We start from the raw sequence: 19,213 nt of genomic DNA on the forward strand, positions 1-19,213 counted from the left end.
TGCAATATAAGCATAAGCACTATTTTAGCGAAAAGAAACCATGACGCCATCTTCACATCAAAGGATCATTTTAGCCAGCACCTCTACCTTGCACGGCGAGGAATATCTCGCTTACCTTCAGCCTGCGATACGTACGCTCTTTACCGGTATCCGCGAAATTATCTTCATCCCGTATGCCCGTCCCGGTGGTATTTCACATGATGATTACACCAGCCGCGCAGCAGGTTTTTTCGCGGCAATGGGGATATCCGTAAAAGGACTGCACACCTTCGCGTCGCCCGCGGACGCTTTGCGGAAAGCGGAAGGATTTTTTACCGGTGGCGGCAACACTTTTCTGCTGGTGAAACAATTGCACGAGTTGGGGTTGATGAACGTGCTGAAAGAAGTCGTGGAAAACGGAGCGCCGTATCTCGGCACGAGTGCGGGCAGCAACATCGCCTGCATCAATATGCAAACCACCAACGATATGCCGATCGTATATCCGCCGGGCTTTGAAACGATGGGACTGGTGCCGTTCAATCTCAATGCGCATTACCTGGACCCCGTTCCGGGATCGCAGCACATGGGTGAAACGCGGGAAACACGGATAAAGGAGTTTCATACGCAGCAGGATGTGCCCGTAGTAGGACTGCGGGAAGGGAGCTGGCTGGAGGTAACAGGAACGGATATATTTTTGCGCGGCCACCTCAGTGCAAGAATATTCAAGGCAGGGCGGGAACCGCAGGAACACGCGCCGGGCATGCTACAGCTGTAAAACGGGCATGCTACAGCTGTAAAATAAAAACTTAGGAATCCGAATAAACCGCTTTATATTTGCGTAATAGTATATTTACTATACACTATATATGTCGGTATTACTGTATATGAAGGACCCGGTTACATATCTTTAATGCGCAAGCCTATATAGCCCATCAATACCCGTAAGTGTTTGTTCGGCATGAGAAAAAGTTTGCTCCCTAACCTGCTATTGGTTTGTTGTTATTCCACTGCGGCTATAGCGCAGTTGCCCGAAACGCCTGCTTATAGTGCCGTGCACTATACAGATGAAAATGGCCTGCCGCAGAATAGCGTAAAGTTTATTTCCCCTGACAAGGAAGGATTTTTGTGGCTCGCTACAGAAAACGGCCTCGTCCGCTTCGACGGCAGCCGCTTTCGCAGCTTCAACAGCAGCCGCATCGCCTATATTTATCCGGATGCGGAACGCGACGAGCTGTTTGCCAGAACGGACAAGCGGGAGGTGATCAGTATCCATCACAGCAAAGCCGGCTGGGTGCATGCGCCTGCTGATTCGGGTAATTATGAATACTTCGTGTATGATGATACCAGCGGCACCTACCCGGTGGTGGGCCTGCCCAATATCTTCGCCAATACGATCAAAGCAGACCGGTACCTGATCCCGACAGACGAAAATGCCTGCTTCCATATCACGCGGAAAGGAGTTTCGTTTGCTCGTTCCCGTGAGGAGCAATATTTTTTTCCTTATCCCAACTGTAATCCCTGGACATTTTTTACGCTCGGCGGTACGCTCTATCACATGCCGGAGAAGGGACGGTTCGTGCGGTTCAGTAGGGATACCCTGCAACCGGTGGTCATCACCGGCGATCTGGCAGGCAGTGAGGAAAAAGATTTTGAGCTGTACTGGAACTACATCGCGGAACAGGTGTTTCTCCGGCATGAGGATAAACTATACCTACTTTCCGCGGCCGGCCCCGCGTTGCATACCAGGGAGGTTTTAAACGGGTTTGACTTTTCGGGGAATAACATCGTATCCGTTTATTATGATGCGCAGCTGCAGAGAATATTCCTCGGCAGCTTGTCGAAAGGGCTGTATGTTTATACCAGGAAGCAATTCCGTCCGTTCGTCGCCTCCGGTAATCTCGGTAATGTATTTTACGCACAGGCGCCCTACGGGGACAATGGGGTGCTGACGCCGCAGGGGGTTGCATTCGACAACGCGGGCAGGGAAATGCGCTTCCCGCTGCTGCGCCGCCGGGGGCCGCTGTCGCAGAAATACAGCCTGCAGGAAGACGGGGAGGGGAATTTCTGGTCCAAAGACGACAATATCGTTTACAAATACGACAGTACCCTCACGAAGCTGTTATGGAAATGGACGTTCAACGGCGACGATGTCACCCAGTTATATATCGGCACCGGCAACCGGTTATGGATCGGCACCCGGAGGTCCGGTTTATATTACCTTCCCGCCGCAGATACCGCTCCGAAGCCGGTATTATACTCCGGCGACATAAAGGATGCGTCCTACCTGTTGCATGAAACGCCGGAGCTGCTCTGGGTGGGCACCGGAAAAGGGCTTTTCAGGGTGCATCTTCCCTCCGGCCGTATTACCACGGTGAAAGCGTTCATGGATACGTATGTCCGCAGCCTGCTCATTCCCATCCCCGGCGAAATATGGATCACCACATACGATAATGGCATTTTCCTGTACCGGCGCAACAAGATCACCGCCATGCCCACAGACAGGAAGAACTACCTGAATACCACCCACTGCATCATCAGGGACGATCGCGATTTCTTCTGGATCACCACCAACAAAGGACTTTTCCAGGCTGCGCGGAAAGACATGCTGGCGTATGCGGACGGCAAGCACGACCACATCTATTATCATTATTATGCAAAGGCGCATGGCTTTCTGACAAATGAATTTAACGGCGGATGCCAGCCCTGCGCGCTTCGCCTGCAGAATGGCAATATCTCGCTGCCCATGCTGGATGGCTTGCTGCAGTACACTCCCACCGCCATTCATCCCGATCTGCCGGACAAGGCATTGTTCGTGGATCAGGTGGATGTAGATACGATGGCGCTGGCCGCCGCCGATACCATTACGTTGCCCAACCATTTCCTGCGCGTCGGCCTGCATGTTACCACTCCTTATTTCGGCGATCCCCATAACCTGCAGATGCAGTATTCAATGGAAGGAGGGGAGAACACCGCATGGCTGCCGGTAGAGGAAAACGGCACGATCTATTTTTCAAAGATGCGCTCCGGCACTTACAAGCTGCGTATCCGGAAGTTCAATGGATTCGGTATCAATAATTATTCGGAGAAGGTCATCACGCTGGTGGTGGAAACCGGCTGGTTTGAAACAACATGGTTCCGCTTGCTGGTAGCCTGTTTTATAGTACTGGTGATATATTTATATATCCGCCTGCGCATGGTGCGCATACAGCGAAAGAACCGCGTTCTCAAATACCACGTGCAGGAACGGACAAGGGAACTGGAGGAAACACTGGAATTCCTGCAGGCTTCGGAGCGGCAGCTGCGCAGGCAGGGGCTCATGCAGCAACGGCTGATCACCGCCATTACACACGATATCAAAACGCCGATGAAATACCTGCTGCTCCTGTCCGGCGCGGAAGGGAAGCACGACAAAAAATCGGTCGCCATGCATGATGCGCTTTACCGCATGTACCACCTCGTGGAAAATCTTATCCAGTATATGAAGATGCAGGCTATCGAGAACCAGGATTCCCTGCAGTATGTGGACCTGCATGAGCTGCTGGAAGAGAAAGCCGGGATCTTCAGGCCCATTGCCGAAGCCCGTGCGGTAAAGATATTGAATCAGGCTGCCCCGGACATCCAGGTGCCCGTGAACAGGCAACTGCTCGCCGTGGTGATCAATAACCTGCTGGACAATGCGGTGAAATATACCGTCACCGGGTCCGTCCGCATCGGCGCATGCTATAAGGAAGGCGCCTTGTCTATCCAGATCACGGATACCGGCATCGGGATGGAGCCCGCCATGCGCGACTGGATCAACCGGAACCAGTATGTGCAGCCGGAAGAAGAGCGATTACCCTACATGCAGAACGGTATAGGTCTGATGATCGTTATAGAACTGTTGCAGCAGATAAACGGCAGGCTGGTGGTGCATGCTAACGAAGATGCCGGAACGAGGATGGAAGTGGTCCTGCATCTGAATTAATTCGCTGCGCTGTACATCTTCACTTTCTCCAGCAATTCCACAATATTGCTGATGCCCAGTTTTTCAAAAATGCGGGTCTTGTAAGTACTCACTGTTGTTACCTGCAAATGCAACGTTTCCGCGATCCGCGCTACGGGGATACCCCTGGTGAGCAGGTTCATGACCTCTATCTCGCGCGGGGAGAGAGCGGATAAAGGATTGACCGCCGGCACACGTTGTGAGTTCAGTATATTGAGCATTTGTTGCCGCGTGGATGCGCTCATGTATTTTTCCTGGTTCAGCACGGTACGGATCGCCAGCCGGATCTCCTCCTCGGGCGTATATTTCATCAGGTATCCGTCCGCTCCCGCCTGTATATAGTTAATGGCAAACAACTGCTCGTCATACCCTGAGAAGATCAGTACGCGGATCTGCGGCTGGCGCAGCTTTACCGCTGCGATCATCTGCAGGTTGTTGCCTCCCGGAATATTAATGTCAAGAATCAGTACGTCGAAGGTTTGGGTCTCCAGCAGCGCGATCACTTCGTCGAACGTCTCCGCCTCGGTAACATTCGTGGGAACAGGCAACGTGGAAACGATATGTGATACGCCTAAACGGACGATCGTATGATCATCCGCAATCAGAATATTTTTCATAGTATATGTTAGTTTACACTCACTGGCCAATCACAGTAACAAACAAAAATAGCACAAAGACATGTCACCATGCGTAGAAATTCTACTACACGGACATCCCGGAAAGCAACCGCTGACAAAAAAATCAGGGAAATTTTCAAAACTTTACTAATTTTCCCCTTCTCTTTATTGTTTATTGTACAGCTTAACAACTAATTATGAGCTCTAACCGCAGAAACTTCCTGCGCCAGCTGGCGATAGGATCTGGCGCCCTTGCAGTAGGGATGCCCACTTTTGCTTCCACACCTACAGTTCCAAGCGACCGGGAATTAAGACAGGCATTGGAGTTGTCCGGCAAACGGCAGCGTTTTAACATGAGCGGTTACGCCGCCCCGAAGATCGACAAGGTACGCATCGGCTTCATCGGCCTCGGTATGCGTGGCCCCGGCGCCGTACAGCGCATGTCTTTCATCGATGGGGTGGAGATCGTTGCATTGTGCGACAAATTGCCCGACCGCGCCACCAAAGCCCAGCAGATCGTTGAAAAGGCCGGCAGGCCCAAAGCGAAGGAATATTCCGGCGAAGACGGCTGGAAGGCAATGATCGACAACGAGGACCTCGACCTCGTGTACATCACTTCCCCCTGGCACCTCCACACGCCGATGGCGCTGTATGCCATGGAAAGCGGCAAGCACGCCGCCAGTGAAGTGCCCATCGCGCTGACTTTGGACGAATGCTGGAAGCTGGTGGAAACATCGGAAAGAACAAAGAAGCATTGCATGATGCTCGAAAACTGCTGCTACGACTTCTTTGAACTGCTGACCCTCAACATGGCCCGCAACGGCATGTTCGGAGAGCTGGTACATGCGGAAGGCGCATACATCCACGATCTCCGCGAACTCAACTTCTCCAAAACAGGATATGAAAGCATGTGGAGGCTTCGCCAGAACGCCGCCCACAACGCTAATCTCTATCCCACGCATGGCCTTGGTCCCGTTGCCCAGTGCATGGACATCAACCGCGGCGATAAAATGGACTATCTCGTAACGATGGCGAGTAACGACTTCATGATGGGCGCCATGGCCAGGGAAAAGGCCGCTACCGATCCGTTCTACAACGAATTCGTCGGCAAGCCCTACCGCGGCAATATGAACACGACCATCATCAAGACGAATAAAGGCAAGACCATGATGATACAACATGATGTGACCACGCCCCGCCCGTATTCCCGCATCCATCTCGTGAGCGGCACCAAGGGCGTTGCTTCCAAATATCCTTCTCCCGAACGCATCGCTTTCGGCCACAGCTGGATCAAGGAGGAAGAAATGAACGAGCTGAAGGAAAAGTATACGCCTGAAATCATCAAACACGTAGGCGAGATCGCCAAAAAAGTGGGCGGCCACGGCGGTATGGACTTTATGATGGACTGGCGCCTGATAGACTGTCTGCGTAACGGATTACCGCTGGACCAGGACGTATACGACGGCGTATCCTGGAGCTGCATTCTGCCATTGAGCGAAAAATCCATCGCAAAACGTTCCAACAGCATCGATATCCCGGACTTCACGAGAGGCTCCTGGAAAACGAACAAGCCGGTGAACCTTACGCTGGATGGTGGCGGGAACACTGGTGTGCGAAACATCGAGAAAAGAGATGGCACCAAGCAGCTGAACGTACATTGATAAAGGATTGATAAATGGAAAGGGCGCCCTCTGAGCAGGGCGCTTTTTTTGTTTCCACAGGAATAAGTGTACAGATTGATTAAAATCTGCGCAGAACTGATTAAAAACCACAAATACCCCCAGCGCCATTCCCGGTACTTTTGAGAAAAAGAAATCGATGGCAATTAAATGGAAGGGGGTATTTCCCGCACTTACTACCAAGTTCACGGCGGACGATGAACTGGATCTTTCCCTGTTCGGCAAAAACCTGGAGGCGCAGCTGGAAGCTGGCGTGGAGGGGATCATCCTGGGTGGCTCACTGGGAGAGGCCAGTGTATTGACAACAGCGGAAAAAGAAAGTCTGGTGCTGCATGCGGTGGAACAGGTCAATGGTAAGGTGCCGGTAGTGGTGAATATCGCGGAAGGGGCCACCAGGGAGGCCATCCGGCAGGCGGCGCTGGCAAAGCAATGGGGCGCGGACGGACTGATGCTGCTGCCGCCCATGCGGTACAGAGCGGATCACCGCGAAACGGTTACTTATTTCAAATCGGTGGCCGCATCCACAGACCTGCCCATTATGCTCTACAATAACCCGGTAGATTACAAAATTGATATTACCCTTGAAATGTTCGACGAGCTGGCGGAAGTACCGAACATCAGCGCCGTAAAGGAATCCACACGCGATGTGACCAATGTGATCAGGATGCGGAACCGCTTCGGGGACCGCTTCAGCATTCTCTGCGGAGTAGACACCCTCACGCTGGAAGAACTGGTAACCGGCGCTGATGGCCTTGTAGCGGGACTGGTATGCGCTTTTCCCGCGGAAACCGTAGCGCTTTACAAACTCATCAAAGCCGGGAAGATTCAGGAAGCGCTTCCCCTGTACCGCTGGTTCATGCCGCTGCTCGAACTGGACATCCACCCCAAGCTCGTACAATATATCAAGCTGGCGGAAGCGCAGACGGGCATTGGTTCCGAATATGTGCGCGCACCGCGGCTCGCACTGGTGGGAGAGGAAAGAAAGAGAGTGCTCGGCGTTATAGAACAGGCGCTGGCAACAAGACCGGAACTGCCGGCATACCATCATCTGAACGTTACTGCATGAACCATATCGATACCGTCATGCGGCAATCGCTTGCTGCGTTCGCCGCTTACAGAAAAACCACACCCGCGCAGCGCGCTTCGTTCCTGGAGCAGATCGCCACCCAACTGGCATCCGCGCGGGAACAACTGACCGCCAAAGCGCAGGAAGAATCGCATCTGCCATTGCCCCGCCTCAACGGAGAGCTGACCCGCACCATCAACCAGCTGAAAATGTTTGCCCGCCTGATCACGGAAGGCAGCTGGGTGGAAGCGGTGATCGACAAAGGCGATAAAGACACCCGCAAAATGTTGCTGCCTGTGGGGCCGGTGGTCGTTTTCGGCGCCAGCAATTTTCCGTTTGCCTTTTCCACGGCCGGCGGCGATACGGCCAGCGCCCTGGCTGCTGGTGCTACTGTAGTGGTGAAAGGACATTCCGCCCATGCGGGCACCTCCGAGGCCGTGTTCGCCGCGATGCAGGAAGCGGCTCGTTTGTACCGCATGCCGGAACATACCGTGCAGCACGTGCTCGGTCCCGGCAGCACGGCCGGTAAAGCGCTGGTAACGCATCCCGCGGCCGCCGGTGTGGGCTTCACCGGTTCCTTCAGCGGAGGTACGGCCCTGCTGCGCTATGCGGCGGAAAGAGAACGGCCCATTCCCGTATTTGCGGAAATGAGCAGCATCAATCCCGTTGTGCTGCTGCCGGATACTTTGCATAAAAACACCGCTGCGCTGGCGAAAATGCTGGGCGCCTCCATTACGCTCGGCATGGGGCAGTTCTGCACCAATCCGGGTTTGCTGGTGGCGCTGGAAAGCCCTGTGCTGGAGGATTTCCTGCAGCAACTGGGCGAAGCCGTCAGCGAGGCGGCAAAACATGAAATGCTGCACGAAGGAATTGCAGATAATTATTCCGCCGGGCTCGCAGCCATGCTTGAACAGAAAGGCATAGCGGTCGTGCGCAGCGGAACAGGCACGCTCGCTAAAGTGAGCGCCGGCACTTTTCTGCAAAATCCACATTTCAAAGACGAAGTGTTCGGGCCATTTTCCCTGATGGTGGCCTGCGCGGATAAAACAGAGATGACCGCCGTGCTGCAAAGCCTGCAAGGCCAGCTCACCGCCACTATCATGGCAACGGACAGCGACCTGGCCGCGCATGCGGACATCCTGGAGCTGCAAACCTCACTGGCCGGAAGAGTGATCCTCAACGATGCGCCCACCGGCGTGGAAGTCAATAGCAGCATGGTGCACGGCGGGCCGTTCCCGGCCACTTCCGACGCGCGTTTTACCTCCGTGGGCGCCTCCGCCATTAAACGATGGGTGCGGCCGGTATGTTTCCAGGGCTTTCCGGACGCATGGTTGCCGGAAGAGTTGAAAGATGCCAATCCCCGCGGGATCTGGCGCTCAGTGAACAACGAATGGTCAAAACAGTGAACAGTGAATAGTCGCTGACTATTACTTAAACTTTTATTATTTTGGAATATGAAACCTGCGGGCAAAAAGACTTTTTTCTGCATAGATGCGCATACCTGTGGTAACCCCGTTCGCCTCGTTGCCGGTGGCGGGCCCAGCCTGAAGGGGAACAACATGAGTGAAAAACGGCAGCATTTTCTCGATGAGTTTGACTGGATACGCAAGGGGCTGATGTTTGAGCCCCGGGGGCACGACATGATGAGCGGCAGCATCCTGTATGCGCCGCATGATCCGCAGAACGACGTGGCGGTGCTGTTTATCGAAACCAGCGGCTGCCTGCCCATGTGCGGTCACGGTACCATCGGTACGATCACCATCGCGATAGAAGAAGGGCTGTTATTACCAAAGAAATCAGGCACAGTACGGATGGAAACCCCGGCGGGGCTGGTAAATATCAGCTATCAGACCGTCGGGAATAAAGTGAAATCAGTGAAGCTGACGAACGTACCGTCTTTTCTCGCGGCGGCGGAGCTGACCGTGGAGTGCCCGGAGCTGGGAGAGCTGGTCTTCGATGTGTCTTACGGCGGTAACTTCTACGCCATCGTGGACGTGCAGCGGAATTTCGCGGGCCTTGAACATTATCCGGCGGACAAGCTCATCAGTTGGGCGCGTGAAATACGTAAACGGATAAACGAAAAATATGAATTTGTCCATCCTGATGACCCGACTATCAATCGTTGCTCGCATGTGCTGTGGACCGGCGCTGTGTTGAATCCCGCATCCACCGCCCGCAACGCCGTGTTTTACGGAGATAAGGCCATCGACCGTTCGCCCTGTGGCACCGGCACTTCCGCCCGTATGGCGCAATGGTACGCAAAAGGGAAGCTGAAGAAGGGAGAGGCGTTTATCCATGAAAGTATCATCGGCTCTACGTTCACCGGCCGCATCGAAGAAGAAACGACTGTTGCCGGCAAACCCGCCATCAGGCCCAGTATCGAAGGATGGGCGCGGGTGTATGGTTATAACACCATTAGTATAGATCCGGATGATGATCCTTATGCGTATGGGTTTCAGGTATTGTAAAAACTAACAGAAGGAAAGACAAACATTAACAGATGAAATGTATCGTTATCGGCGGCGGCATCATCGGGCTCAGCTCGGCGTATTTTCTGCAACAAAGCGGATGGGAGGTGACCGTCATTGATAAAGGCGATTTCTCCAACAACTGCTCATACGGCAACGCGGGATATGTATGCCCCAGCCACTTCGTGCCCATGGCTACGCCAGGCATCGTCCGGCAGGGATTGAAATGGATGCTGGACACACAAAGCCCCTTCTACGTAAAACCCCGCTTCAGCCTCGGCTTGCTCGACTGGGGCATGAAATTCATGCGCAGCGCCAACGCCGCGCATGTGGAGCGCAGCGCAGTTCCCCTCCGCGATATCGCCATCCTCAGCAAGCAGTTGTATGAAAACTGGTTCCGGCAACCCGGCTTTGATTTCGGGTACGAGGAAAAGGGATTGCTGGATATGTTCCGCATGCCGGAGAACGAAGCGCATGCCCACCATTCCGTTGAAAAAGCGCAGGAGCTTGGCCTGGACGCCGAATATCTCAACGCCGCGCAGGTGCAGGCGATGGAGCCACAAACGGAACTGAATATTCACGGCGCCGTATATTTCAAATGCGACGCGCATCTCTATCCGAACAAGCTAATGTTCAACCTCCTCGAATTGCTGCATGAAAGAAAAGTACGTTTTATTCCCAATGAAACCGTTACCGGCTTTGAACAGCACAATGGAAAGATCAGCAAAGTAACCACCAATAAAGGCACGTATGATAGCGACATGGTAGTGATCGCTACCGGCTCGTGGAGCCGGGAAATGGCCGCGAAGCTTTCAGTGAAACTGCCGATGGCGGCAGGCCGCGGATACTCCGTGACCTATGAAGATGCGCCTTACAAGCTGAATCATCCCGCCATTCTCATGGAAGGCCGCGTAGCCATCACACCGATGGACGGCAACAAGATCCGCTTCGGCGGAACGATGGAGATCACGTCGCTGAACGCCCCGCCCAACATGGACCGCGTGAAAGGCATCCTGAAAACCGTGCAGCAGTACATACCGGCATACAACATTCCCATGCCGCCCAAAGAACAGGTCTGGTTTGGTTACCGGCCCTGCTCGGCAGACGGACTGCCTTACATCGGCAGGTTGAGCAGGATCAGCAACTGCATCCTCGCCACCGGGCATTCCATGCTCGGGCTGAGCCTGGGAGCAGGCACCGGCAAGCTGGTGAGCGAGCTGGCGAATGAACAAACACCCAGTATGAATATCAAACCATTTTCTCCGGAACGCTTCTAAACCCTTGTATCATGAGAATTATCCTGTGCTGCATTGCTTTACTTTGCATGCAGACCGCCATTCATGCGCAATCTACCTTGTATGAGCAATCCAGCGAAGTGAACAATATCATGGTGACGTATAACGCGGACAGAGGAGCGCTGAACAGGTTCTACTTCGTCAGAAATTCTCCCGAACGTCGTGAACGGCTGAAGACGATGTACGAAGGTTACATGAAACGCCTGTCACAGCTCGGTTTTGAGAATCTGCCCACAGGGTCGAAAGTAGATTACATCCTCTTTCAGCGTAACCTGGAAGATGAACTGTACGAACTGGCGCAGGAAAAGAAAGAATACGATGCGAACGCCGGATGGTTCCCCTTTGCGGAAAGGATCTATGCCATCGAAAAGGCGCGCCGCCGTGGCGCCGCACCGGATGCGCCGGCGCTGGCTGCGGAAATGAACGGCATCGCAAAAGCGTTGCTGACATCAAAAGCCGCGCTCGAAAAGGAAAAGAACATGACGCTGGCTTTAAGCCGCAGGGCCGCCGCTACCGCGAAAGGTCTGCAATCCGCGTTGAAAAGCTCATTTGATTTCTATAACGGTTATGATCCGCTGTACACCTGGTGGATACCGATGCCGTACAAGCGGCTGGACAGCCTGCTGGATCAATATGCAGCGCTCCTCGCCGCCAAAGGCAAAAGCGATGTGTCGCAAAAGGATGACGGCAGCGGCATCATCGGTCAACCTATCGGCCGCGAAGAGATCATCCGGCAGCTGCAATATGAAATGATCCCCTACACGCCGGAAGACCTCATCGCTATCGCCAATAAAGAATTTGCCTGGTGCGATGCGGAAATGCTGAAAGCATCGCGGGAAATGGGATTTGGTGACGACTGGAAAGCCGCCATGGAAAAGGTGAAGAACAGCTACGTGCCGCCCTCGAAACAGCCCGAAGCGATGATGAAGCTGTACAATGAATCCGTGGATTTCATCCGGCAACACGACCTTATCACCATTCCCGAACTGGGCGAGGAAACCTGGAGAATGAGCATGATGGCGCCGGAGCGGCAGCTGGTCAGCCCGTTTTTCCTCGGCGGGGAGGAGTTCATCATATCTTATCCCACCAACACCATGCAGCACGATGATAAAATGATGAGCATGCGCGGCAACAACCCTCATTTTTCCCGCGCCACCGTGCATCATGAGCTGTTCGCCGGCCACGCCATGCAGCAGTTCATGAACAGCCGCTACAAAACCTATCGCCGCTTTAATACACCTTTTTGGGTGGAAGGCTGGTCCCTGTACTGGGAGCGCCTGCTGTGGGATTTGAAATTCCCCGTGTCGCCGGAAGACCGCATCGGCATGCTGTTCTGGCGTATGCACCGCTGCGCCCGCATCATCTTTTCACTCAGCTATCATACCGGTAAATGGACGCCGCTGCAATGCATCGATTTTTTGGTGGACCGCGTGAACCACGAACGCGCCAACGCGGAAGGAGAGGTGCGCCGCTCTTTCACCGGCGGCTACGGCCCTTTGTACCAGGTGGCTTACATGATCGGCGGCTTGCAGTTTGAGGCGCTGAAGAAAGAGCTGGTAGATAGCGGGAAGATGACCTACAAACAGTTTCACGATGCCATCATCCGGGAGAACGCGATGCCGGTGGAAATGGTCAGAGCTATTTTGATCAACCAGCAGCTGACGAAAGATTTTAAAACGAACTGGAAATTCTATCCATTGTTTGCTAAATGATAAAAGCCGGTGCGCACCTTTGAAGGGAGCGCACCGGCCTGCAAAAATATCTTACCAGAACTTCGCGTACAGCGCCGTCAATATCAGGATCGTAAATATGATCATCACAATAGTAGAAGGCTTCAGTTTGAACATTTCCTTGTCCAGCGCAAAGGCTTTCGGATTCACTTTCGGACCGGCGAGGCTCATCACCACCATCACGATCATGGTGAACAGGAAAGACAGTCCCATGCAGATCAGGAAGGGGATCACGTACCCGCCTTTCCCGTCAGGATAAGCGGTGTACAGCCAGGTTTCGGTACCGAACAGGCTCACCGCGAAGCTGTTGTTGAAGAAAACGGACAATACAAACCCGGTGATCACGCCAGCGATGGCGGCCGCGCCGGTGGTGCGTTTCCAGAACATGCCAAGGATGAACATCGCGAATACACCGGGGCTGATGAAGCCGGTATATTTCTGTATGAACGTAAAGCCGCCTTCACCGCCGATTCCCAGCAGGTCTTCCCAGGTAAAGATCACGGCAATGAGCATCGCCGCGAAGATCGTTGCCCGTCCTACCCATACGAGCTGTTTTTCACCGGCGGCCTTGTTGAAATATTTCTGGTAGATGTCCAGCGTGAAGATGGTGGAGATACTGTTGGCCTTGCCCGCGAGGGACGCCACGATGGCGGCCGTCAATGCGGCGATGGACAGCCCTTTCAGTCCACTTGGCAGGAACCCGAGGATGGCGGAATAAGCGCCGTCCTTGCTGCTCAGTTCCGGCAGATGGCCGTTCTTGTACAGCACATATGCCGCGATACCCGGCAGCATCACGATCACCGGCATCATCAGCTTCAGGAAGCCGGCAAACAGGATGCCCGTGCGGGCGGTTTGCAGATTGGCGCCCAGCGCGCGTTGCGTAATGTATTGATTACAGCCCCAGTAGTTCAGGTTCACGATCCACTGGCCGGCGAAATACATCGCAATGCCGGGCAATACCACGTAGCGGTCGATCTCCAGCTGGGAAGATGCCGCGGTGGGCTTGGGCAGTATCATTTTAAAATGTTCCGGCGCATCTTTCATCATCGCGTTAAAACCCGCGAGCGCATCGCTTCCGAGGCCGAATTTTTCCGATACCATCGTCAATGCAAGATAAGTAGTAGCAAGACCGCCGATGATCAGCACAGCTACCTGTATCACATCTGTATACCCGATCACCTTCATCCCGCCAAGGGTGATGATCAGCGCAAACAACGCCAGCAGCAGCATGATCATGTGCAGCGATTCGCCGCCGACCAGGCCGTTGATGGCTACGGCGCCAAGGTAAAGGATAGAAGTAAGGTTCACGAAGACGTAGAGGAAAAGCCAGAAGATCGCCATGATCAGCGCTACCGTTTCATTGTAGCGCATTTTCAGGAACTGCGGCATCGTATAGACCTTGTTCTTCAGGTAGACGGGTATGAACCACACAGCGATGATGATCAGCGCCAGCGCGGCGATCCACTCATACGCCGCTACGGCCATCCCTACAAAGAAGCCTTCGCCGCTCATGCCGATGAACTGCTCCGCGGAGATGTTGGACGCGATCAGGGATGCGCCGATCGCCCACCAGGTAAGCGATCCCTCTGCCAGGAAGAAGTCCTTCGTGTCCATGGAAGCCTTCTTCTTTTTACGGTAGATATAGTACCCGAAGCCGGCGACAATGACGAAGTAAATGGCGAAAACAAGATAATCGTAGAAAACCAGGTTGTTCTTCATAACGGAATTTAATAATAAAAATTAGCTGTTGAGCAGGTAATAGGATTCGTTCCAGCGTAATTCATTTTTCAGGCGATGCAGTTCGGTATGCTTGTCGATCAGCACGTACTCTATGTTGGCCATTTCTGCAAAGTCTTCCATATGCGCGGAGGTAAGGTTCTGGCTGTAGCAGGTGTGATGTGCGCCGCCGGCCAGTATCCATGCCGCGCAACCTGTTTTCATATTCGGATAAGGTTTCCAGAACACGCGCGCCACCGGCAGGTTGGGCATGCTGTGTACCGGGTTGACGGCGATCACTTCGTTCACGAGCAGGCGGAAGCGCTGGCCCATGTCAACGATGGAGGCATTGATCGCGGGGCCTTGCCCGGCGTTGAACACCAGCCTTACCGGATCTGATTTTCCGCCGATGCCGAGCGGATGTATCTCGCAGGACGGCTTGCCTTCCGCGATGGACGAGCAGATCTCCAGCATGTGGGAGCCGAGCACCATCGGGTTGTTGGGATCGAAATGATAGGTGTAGTCTTCCATGAAGGAGTTGCCGCCGGGAAGCCCGCTGCCCATCACTTTCATGGCGCGCACCAGCGCCGCCGTTTTCCAGTCGCCTTCGCCGGCGAAGCCGTAACCCGCCGCCATCATACGCTGTGCGGCAATGCCGGGCAGCTGCTCCATGCCGTGCAGGTCTTCAAAGGTATCTGTAAAGCCTTTGTAGTTGCCGTCTTCGAGGAAAGCCTTGAGGCCCAGTTCTATCTTCGCCGCTTCGCGGAGCGCCGCGTGCTGGTTGTTGCCTTTCCGCAAGGATTCTGCCAGCGTGTAGCTATCATCATACTCTTTCACCAGCTGGTCGATTTCCTTATCGCTGATCTGCCCGATCACTTTTACAAGATCACCGATGCCATGCGTATTCACGGAATAACCGAATTTATATTCCGCTTCCACTTTATCACCATCGGTAACGGCGACGTAGCGCATATTATCACCGAAACGCACGAAGCGCGCCCCCTGCCAGTCGTGCCAGCCGGCGGCGGAACGGGTCCAGGCATTGATGCTGTCGATCACTTCCGGGTCCTGCCAGTGACCCACCACTACTTTCCGGTTCAGGCGGATGCGGCTCACCATGAAACCGAACTCGCGGTCGCCGTGGGCGCTCTGGTTCAGGTTCATGAAGTCCATGTCGATGCTGCTGAAGGGAATATCGCGGTTGAATTGGGTGTGCAGGTGGAGCAGCGGCTTCTGCATGGCCTTCAACCCGCCGATCCACATTTTCGCGGGGGAGAAGGTATGCATCCAGGCTACGATCCCGATCACATTTTTGGCGCCGTTGGCTTCCATGATGAGGTGATAGATCTCTTCCGGCGATTTTACCACGGGTTTCCACACCACGGTAACGGGTATCTGGGGCGCGGCGTCAAGCGCTGCCGCGATCTGCTTTGAGTGCTCTGCGACCTTTAACAGGGTTTCTTCTCCATATAAGTGCTGGCTGCCAGTTACAAACCATACTTCCAGTTTTTTTAGTTCCATCTTGATTAATATGTGCGTGAGTAATTATTGTCCGTAATATGCATCGGGACCGTGTTTGCGTTCGAAGTGTTTTTTAATGAGGGCTTCTTTGAGCCTGGGCGCGTCGGGGCGTACCTGCTGTGTGATGTAGGCCATCTGCGCGATGCTTTCCAGCACGGCGCTGTTGTACACCGCTTTGGCGGGCGTGGCGCCCCAGGTGAAGGGGGCATGGTTGCCTACCAGTATCATTTCCACATCTTCGTAGCTGAGGTTGCGTTCCTGTAATGCGTTCATGATCTGGAAGCCGGTTTCGTATTCGTAATTTCCTTTGATCATATCGTCGCTCATGGGCGGCGCGCAGGGGATGTCCGCGGTGGTATGATCGGCGTGTGTGGTGCCGTACACGGGGATGTCCAGCTGTGTTTGCGCCCATGCCGTAGCGTACGTGGAATGCGTGTGTACGATACCGTTAATCTTCTTCCAGTGCTTGTACAGCACGGCATGGGTAAGGGTATCGGAGGATGGCCGCAGTTTCCCGTCCACCGTATTCCCTTCAAAATCCACCACTACCATATCTTTCGCGGAGAGATTCTTATAAGGAACACCGCTTGGTTTGATGGCGAATACGCCGAGGTCGTGATCCGCGGCGCTGACGTTGCCGAAGGTGAAGAGGACCAGGCCCAGTTCCGGCAGTTGCATGTTGCCCTCCCAGGCTGCTTCCCTGATGTGCTGGTATTTAGTGCTCATACTTGGTTTGTTGTACGGTGAAATCTCCGAGTTGATGATATCGCTGGTATCTTTTTTCATAGATGGCCGCATGCGCGGGAACCGGGTGGTATTCGCTGTCAAAGCCCTGGCCCATGGCATTCATGGCATCTTCCACTTTTGTATAGATGCCGGCGGCGGTGGCGGCGAACATGGCGGCGCCCACGGCGCAGGTCTGATCTGTTCTGTGGATGCGGATGGGCATGTTCATCACGTCGGCCATCATTTGCATGATCGCGGGTGATTTGCGTGCTACGCCGCCCATGCCGATCAATCCTTTTACGGGGATGCCTTCCTGGTTGAAACGGTCTACGATGGCTTTGGCGCCGAAGCAGGTGGCTTCGAGGATGGAGCGGAATACTTTGGGCGCGTCACTGGCAAGGTCCAGCCCGGTGATGGCGCTTTTGAGCATTTGGTTGGCGTCCGGTGTGCGGCGCCCGTTGAACCAGTCCAGCGAAAGGATGTCGTTTTCCTGTGGCGGCGCGGCGGTGGCTTTTTGCGTCAGCTCGGGGATCAGCCGGTCTATCAGCTCTTTGCCTTGTGAAAAATGCAGGAGCGGCCAGCTGATGAGGTCGCGGAACCAGGCGTAGGCGTCGCCGAAAGCGCTTTGTCCCGCTTCCATGCCCATCATGCCGGGGATCACGGAACCGGGTACCTGGCCGCAAATGCCTTTCACCAGCTTTCCCTGTACTTCTTCGAGGGGGGCTACCAGCATGTCGCAGGTAGAAGTGCCCATCACCTTGCTGAGATGATACGGCTCTATCTGTCCGCCCACGGCGCCCATGTGCGCATCAAAAGCACCGGTGCCGATCACCACGGAAGTGGACAGGCCAAGGCGCTCTGCCCATTCGGGGCAAAGGTGGCCTGCCGCCTGGTCGGCGGTGTACGTTTCGGTGAACAGGCGGGAGGTGTAGCAATGCAGCAAGGGATCGAGGGAAGAGAAAAAGGCGTCCGGCGGAAGGCCGTCGAATTCTTTGGCCCAGAGGGCTTTATGTCCGGCGCTGCAAACGCCGCGCTTCATGTCTTTGATATGCCGCCCGCCGGTCAGCAGAAAGGGTATCCAGTCACAGTGCTCCACCCAGGAATAGCAGGCGCTCCGCACCTGTTCATCCACCCTTAAAATATGCAGCAGCTTGGCCCAGAACCACTCAGAAGAGTAAATACCACCGACAAACTGGAGGTAATTGGTCTCGAAGGTAGCGGCATGCGCGTTGATCTGCGCCGCTTCTTTAACAGCCGTATGGTCTTTCCACAACACGAACATCGCGTTGGGATTTTGCGCGAACTCCGGGCGCAGGGCGAGGGGAGTGCCGGTTTCATCCACCGCTACCGGCGTGGAGCCGGTGGTGTCTACCGAAATGGCGCGGATATTGGCGGTCACCGCTTTGCCCGCCTGGGCGAGGCAGGTGCGGATGGTATGTTCCAAACCTTCCATGTAGTCCTGCGGATGCTGGCGGAACCGGCTTTTCGCCGCATCGCAATACAGGCCGTCTTTCCATCGGGGATAATAATAAACTGCCGCGGCTACCTCTTTCCCGGTATGGGCATCTGCAATGATGGAACGCACTGAATCAGTGCCATAATCCACCCCAATAACGTAGTTCTCTTTCATGTGGAATTTATGAGTGTCAATTTAACACTTAACTAAGGTAGCAAAAAAATCCCTGATTTCTTTTTTATGGCAAAAAAAATATCAGTTCAGGTTATTGGGGTTCGGGATGAAATTCAGGAAGGAGTTGAATTTCGTCTGGTATTTCCGCTTGTCAAGTTTATAGTAAAAAGCGCCGCGCTTCGAGCTGAGCCGTTCTTTATCCTTTTGTTTGATCAACAGTCCGGTTGACAATACTTTACGCGAGAAATTGCGTTTGTCCATCAGGGCGCCGTAGATCCCTTCGTAGAGGCTTTGCAGTTGCGGCAGGGTGAATTTTTCCGGCAGCAGCTCAAATACGATGGGATGGAAGGCGGCTTTGTAGCGGAGCTTTTCCTTGGCCATTTCCACCATGTCCCGGTGATCGAAAATGAGGGAAGGCAGCTTTTTCAGCGGGAACCATTCGGAATGGAAGTCGTTGTTCAACTGCTTTTTATATTTGTTGATGTCGATCAGGCTGGTGTAGGTGACGGAAACCGTCCGTTCGATGGGATCGCGCTCTACTTCACTGAACGCATGCAGCTGTTCCATGTACACATCTTCGAGGCCGGTCAGCTCTTTCAGGATGCGCGCGGCGGACTGCTCCAGGGTTTCCTTCGGCTGTACGAAGCCTCCCATCAGGCTCCAGCGACCTTTTTCTGGTTCAAACCCTCTTTTGATCAGTAATAATTTCAGATCGGTACCGTCGAACCCGAAAATGATACAGTCTACTGCCAGCAGCATTTTGTTCTTTCCTGCGTAGTGCGCTATTTTCACTTGTCTTTCAAT

The 19,213-nt window shown here is 54.0% G+C and carries 14 protein-coding genes; 8 read left to right on the plus strand and 6 right to left on the minus strand.

Features of this window, described 5'->3' with window-relative positions; all coding sequences use genetic code 11:
• Positions 1–40 precede the first annotated feature (40 nt).
• Positions 41–754 carry a dipeptidase PepE gene (pepE, locus tag CCY01nite_RS21305; RefSeq protein ID WP_146866019.1) on the plus strand — a complete coding sequence of 238 codons (714 nt, stop codon included), beginning with the start codon at positions 41–43 and terminating at the stop codon, positions 752–754.
• A gap of 183 nt (positions 755–937) precedes the next feature.
• Positions 938–3,943: a sensor histidine kinase gene (locus tag CCY01nite_RS21310; RefSeq protein WP_146866021.1), complete on the plus strand. Its 3,006-nt coding sequence runs from the start codon at positions 938–940 to the stop codon at positions 3,941–3,943.
• Here the strand turns inward: CCY01nite_RS21310 and CCY01nite_RS21315 are convergent.
• Positions 3,940–4,578: a response regulator gene (locus tag CCY01nite_RS21315; protein ID WP_146866023.1), complete on the minus strand. Its 639-nt coding sequence runs from the start codon at positions 4,576–4,578 to the stop codon at positions 3,940–3,942. The genes CCY01nite_RS21310 and CCY01nite_RS21315 overlap by 4 nt on opposite strands.
• A gap of 197 nt (positions 4,579–4,775) precedes the next feature.
• Here CCY01nite_RS21315 and CCY01nite_RS21320 point away from each other — a divergent pair, with 197 nt between their 5' ends.
• From CCY01nite_RS21320 to CCY01nite_RS21345, 6 genes are all read left to right on the plus strand, one after another.
• The gene (locus CCY01nite_RS21320; protein WP_146866026.1) at positions 4,776–6,239 is read left to right on the plus strand and encodes a Gfo/Idh/MocA family protein; all 1,464 of its coding nucleotides are present in this window, start codon (positions 4,776–4,778) and stop codon (positions 6,237–6,239) included.
• A gap of 157 nt (positions 6,240–6,396) precedes the next feature.
• The gene (locus CCY01nite_RS21325) at positions 6,397–7,323 is read left to right on the plus strand and encodes a dihydrodipicolinate synthase family protein (RefSeq protein WP_186831190.1); all 927 of its coding nucleotides are present in this window, start codon (positions 6,397–6,399) and stop codon (positions 7,321–7,323) included.
• Positions 7,320–8,729 carry an aldehyde dehydrogenase (NADP(+)) gene (locus CCY01nite_RS21330; RefSeq protein ID WP_146866028.1) on the plus strand — a complete coding sequence of 470 codons (1,410 nt, stop codon included), beginning with the start codon at positions 7,320–7,322 and terminating at the stop codon, positions 8,727–8,729. The genes CCY01nite_RS21325 and CCY01nite_RS21330 overlap by 4 nt, the downstream gene beginning before the upstream one ends.
• A gap of 48 nt (positions 8,730–8,777) precedes the next feature.
• The gene (locus CCY01nite_RS21335) at positions 8,778–9,791 is read left to right on the plus strand and encodes a 4-hydroxyproline epimerase (protein ID WP_146866030.1); all 1,014 of its coding nucleotides are present in this window, start codon (positions 8,778–8,780) and stop codon (positions 9,789–9,791) included.
• Between the two features lie 32 nt (positions 9,792–9,823).
• The gene (locus CCY01nite_RS21340; protein ID WP_146866032.1) at positions 9,824–11,068 is read left to right on the plus strand and encodes an NAD(P)/FAD-dependent oxidoreductase; all 1,245 of its coding nucleotides are present in this window, start codon (positions 9,824–9,826) and stop codon (positions 11,066–11,068) included.
• A gap of 11 nt (positions 11,069–11,079) precedes the next feature.
• On the plus strand, positions 11,080–12,798 hold the full coding sequence (locus tag CCY01nite_RS21345; protein WP_246129997.1) for a DUF885 family protein: 1,719 nt from the start codon (positions 11,080–11,082) through the stop codon (positions 12,796–12,798).
• 51 nt (positions 12,799–12,849) lie between these two features.
• Here CCY01nite_RS21345 and CCY01nite_RS21350 read toward each other — a convergent pair whose 3' ends face one another.
• The 5 genes from CCY01nite_RS21350 to CCY01nite_RS21370 all read right to left on the minus strand — a co-directional run bounded on the left by CCY01nite_RS21350 (position 12,850) and on the right by CCY01nite_RS21370 (position 19,201).
• Positions 12,850–14,535 carry a sodium:solute symporter family transporter gene (locus CCY01nite_RS21350; protein ID WP_146866034.1) on the minus strand — a complete coding sequence of 562 codons (1,686 nt, stop codon included), beginning with the start codon at positions 14,533–14,535 and terminating at the stop codon, positions 12,850–12,852.
• A gap of 21 nt (positions 14,536–14,556) precedes the next feature.
• The gene (araA, locus tag CCY01nite_RS21355) at positions 14,557–16,053 is read right to left on the minus strand and encodes an L-arabinose isomerase (protein WP_146866036.1); all 1,497 of its coding nucleotides are present in this window, start codon (positions 16,051–16,053) and stop codon (positions 14,557–14,559) included.
• Between the two features lie 24 nt (positions 16,054–16,077).
• A complete protein-coding gene (araD, locus tag CCY01nite_RS21360; protein WP_146866038.1) occupies positions 16,078–16,779 on the minus strand; it encodes an L-ribulose-5-phosphate 4-epimerase AraD in 702 nt (233 codons plus the stop codon).
• Positions 16,769–18,409: a ribulokinase gene (locus CCY01nite_RS21365; RefSeq protein WP_146866040.1), complete on the minus strand. Its 1,641-nt coding sequence runs from the start codon at positions 18,407–18,409 to the stop codon at positions 16,769–16,771. Before CCY01nite_RS21365 ends, araD begins: the two co-directional genes overlap by 11 nt.
• An 81-nt stretch (positions 18,410–18,490) precedes the next feature.
• Complete coding sequence (locus CCY01nite_RS21370; protein ID WP_307726089.1) at positions 18,491–19,201, minus strand: NUDIX hydrolase; 711 nt, start codon at positions 19,199–19,201, stop codon at positions 18,491–18,493.
• Positions 19,202–19,213: the final 12 nt, after the last annotated feature.

The sequence above is a fragment of the Chitinophaga cymbidii genome, assembly GCF_007992715.1.
In the GTDB taxonomy this organism is placed as follows: domain Bacteria; phylum Bacteroidota; class Bacteroidia; order Chitinophagales; family Chitinophagaceae; genus Chitinophaga; species Chitinophaga cymbidii.

Bases quoted from the DNA above. Each gene is read 5' to 3' on its own strand.
- araA (WP_146866036.1), bottom strand. From the start codon at position 16,053: ATGGAACTAAAAAAACTGGAAGTATGGTTTGTAACTGGCAGCCAGCAC.
- CCY01nite_RS21315 (WP_146866023.1), bottom strand. From the start codon at position 4,578: ATGAAAAATATTCTGATTGCGGATGATCATACGATCGTCCGTTTAGGC.
- CCY01nite_RS21365 (WP_146866040.1), bottom strand. From the start codon at position 18,409: ATGAAAGAGAACTACGTTATTGGGGTGGATTATGGCACTGATTCAGTG.
- CCY01nite_RS21345 (WP_246129997.1), top strand. From the start codon at position 11,080: ATGAGAATTATCCTGTGCTGCATTGCTTTACTTTGCATGCAGACCGCC.
- CCY01nite_RS21350 (WP_146866034.1), bottom strand. From the start codon at position 14,535: ATGAAGAACAACCTGGTTTTCTACGATTATCTTGTTTTCGCCATTTAC.
- araD (WP_146866038.1), bottom strand. From the start codon at position 16,779: ATGAGCACTAAATACCAGCACATCAGGGAAGCAGCCTGGGAGGGCAAC.
- CCY01nite_RS21330 (WP_146866028.1), top strand. From the start codon at position 7,320: ATGAACCATATCGATACCGTCATGCGGCAATCGCTTGCTGCGTTCGCC.
- CCY01nite_RS21325 (WP_186831190.1), top strand. From the start codon at position 6,397: ATGGCAATTAAATGGAAGGGGGTATTTCCCGCACTTACTACCAAGTTC.
- CCY01nite_RS21320 (WP_146866026.1), top strand. From the start codon at position 4,776: ATGAGCTCTAACCGCAGAAACTTCCTGCGCCAGCTGGCGATAGGATCT.
- CCY01nite_RS21335 (WP_146866030.1), top strand. From the start codon at position 8,778: ATGAAACCTGCGGGCAAAAAGACTTTTTTCTGCATAGATGCGCATACC.
- pepE (WP_146866019.1), top strand. From the start codon at position 41: ATGACGCCATCTTCACATCAAAGGATCATTTTAGCCAGCACCTCTACC.
- CCY01nite_RS21310 (WP_146866021.1), top strand. From the start codon at position 938: ATGAGAAAAAGTTTGCTCCCTAACCTGCTATTGGTTTGTTGTTATTCC.
- CCY01nite_RS21340 (WP_146866032.1), top strand. From the start codon at position 9,824: ATGAAATGTATCGTTATCGGCGGCGGCATCATCGGGCTCAGCTCGGCG.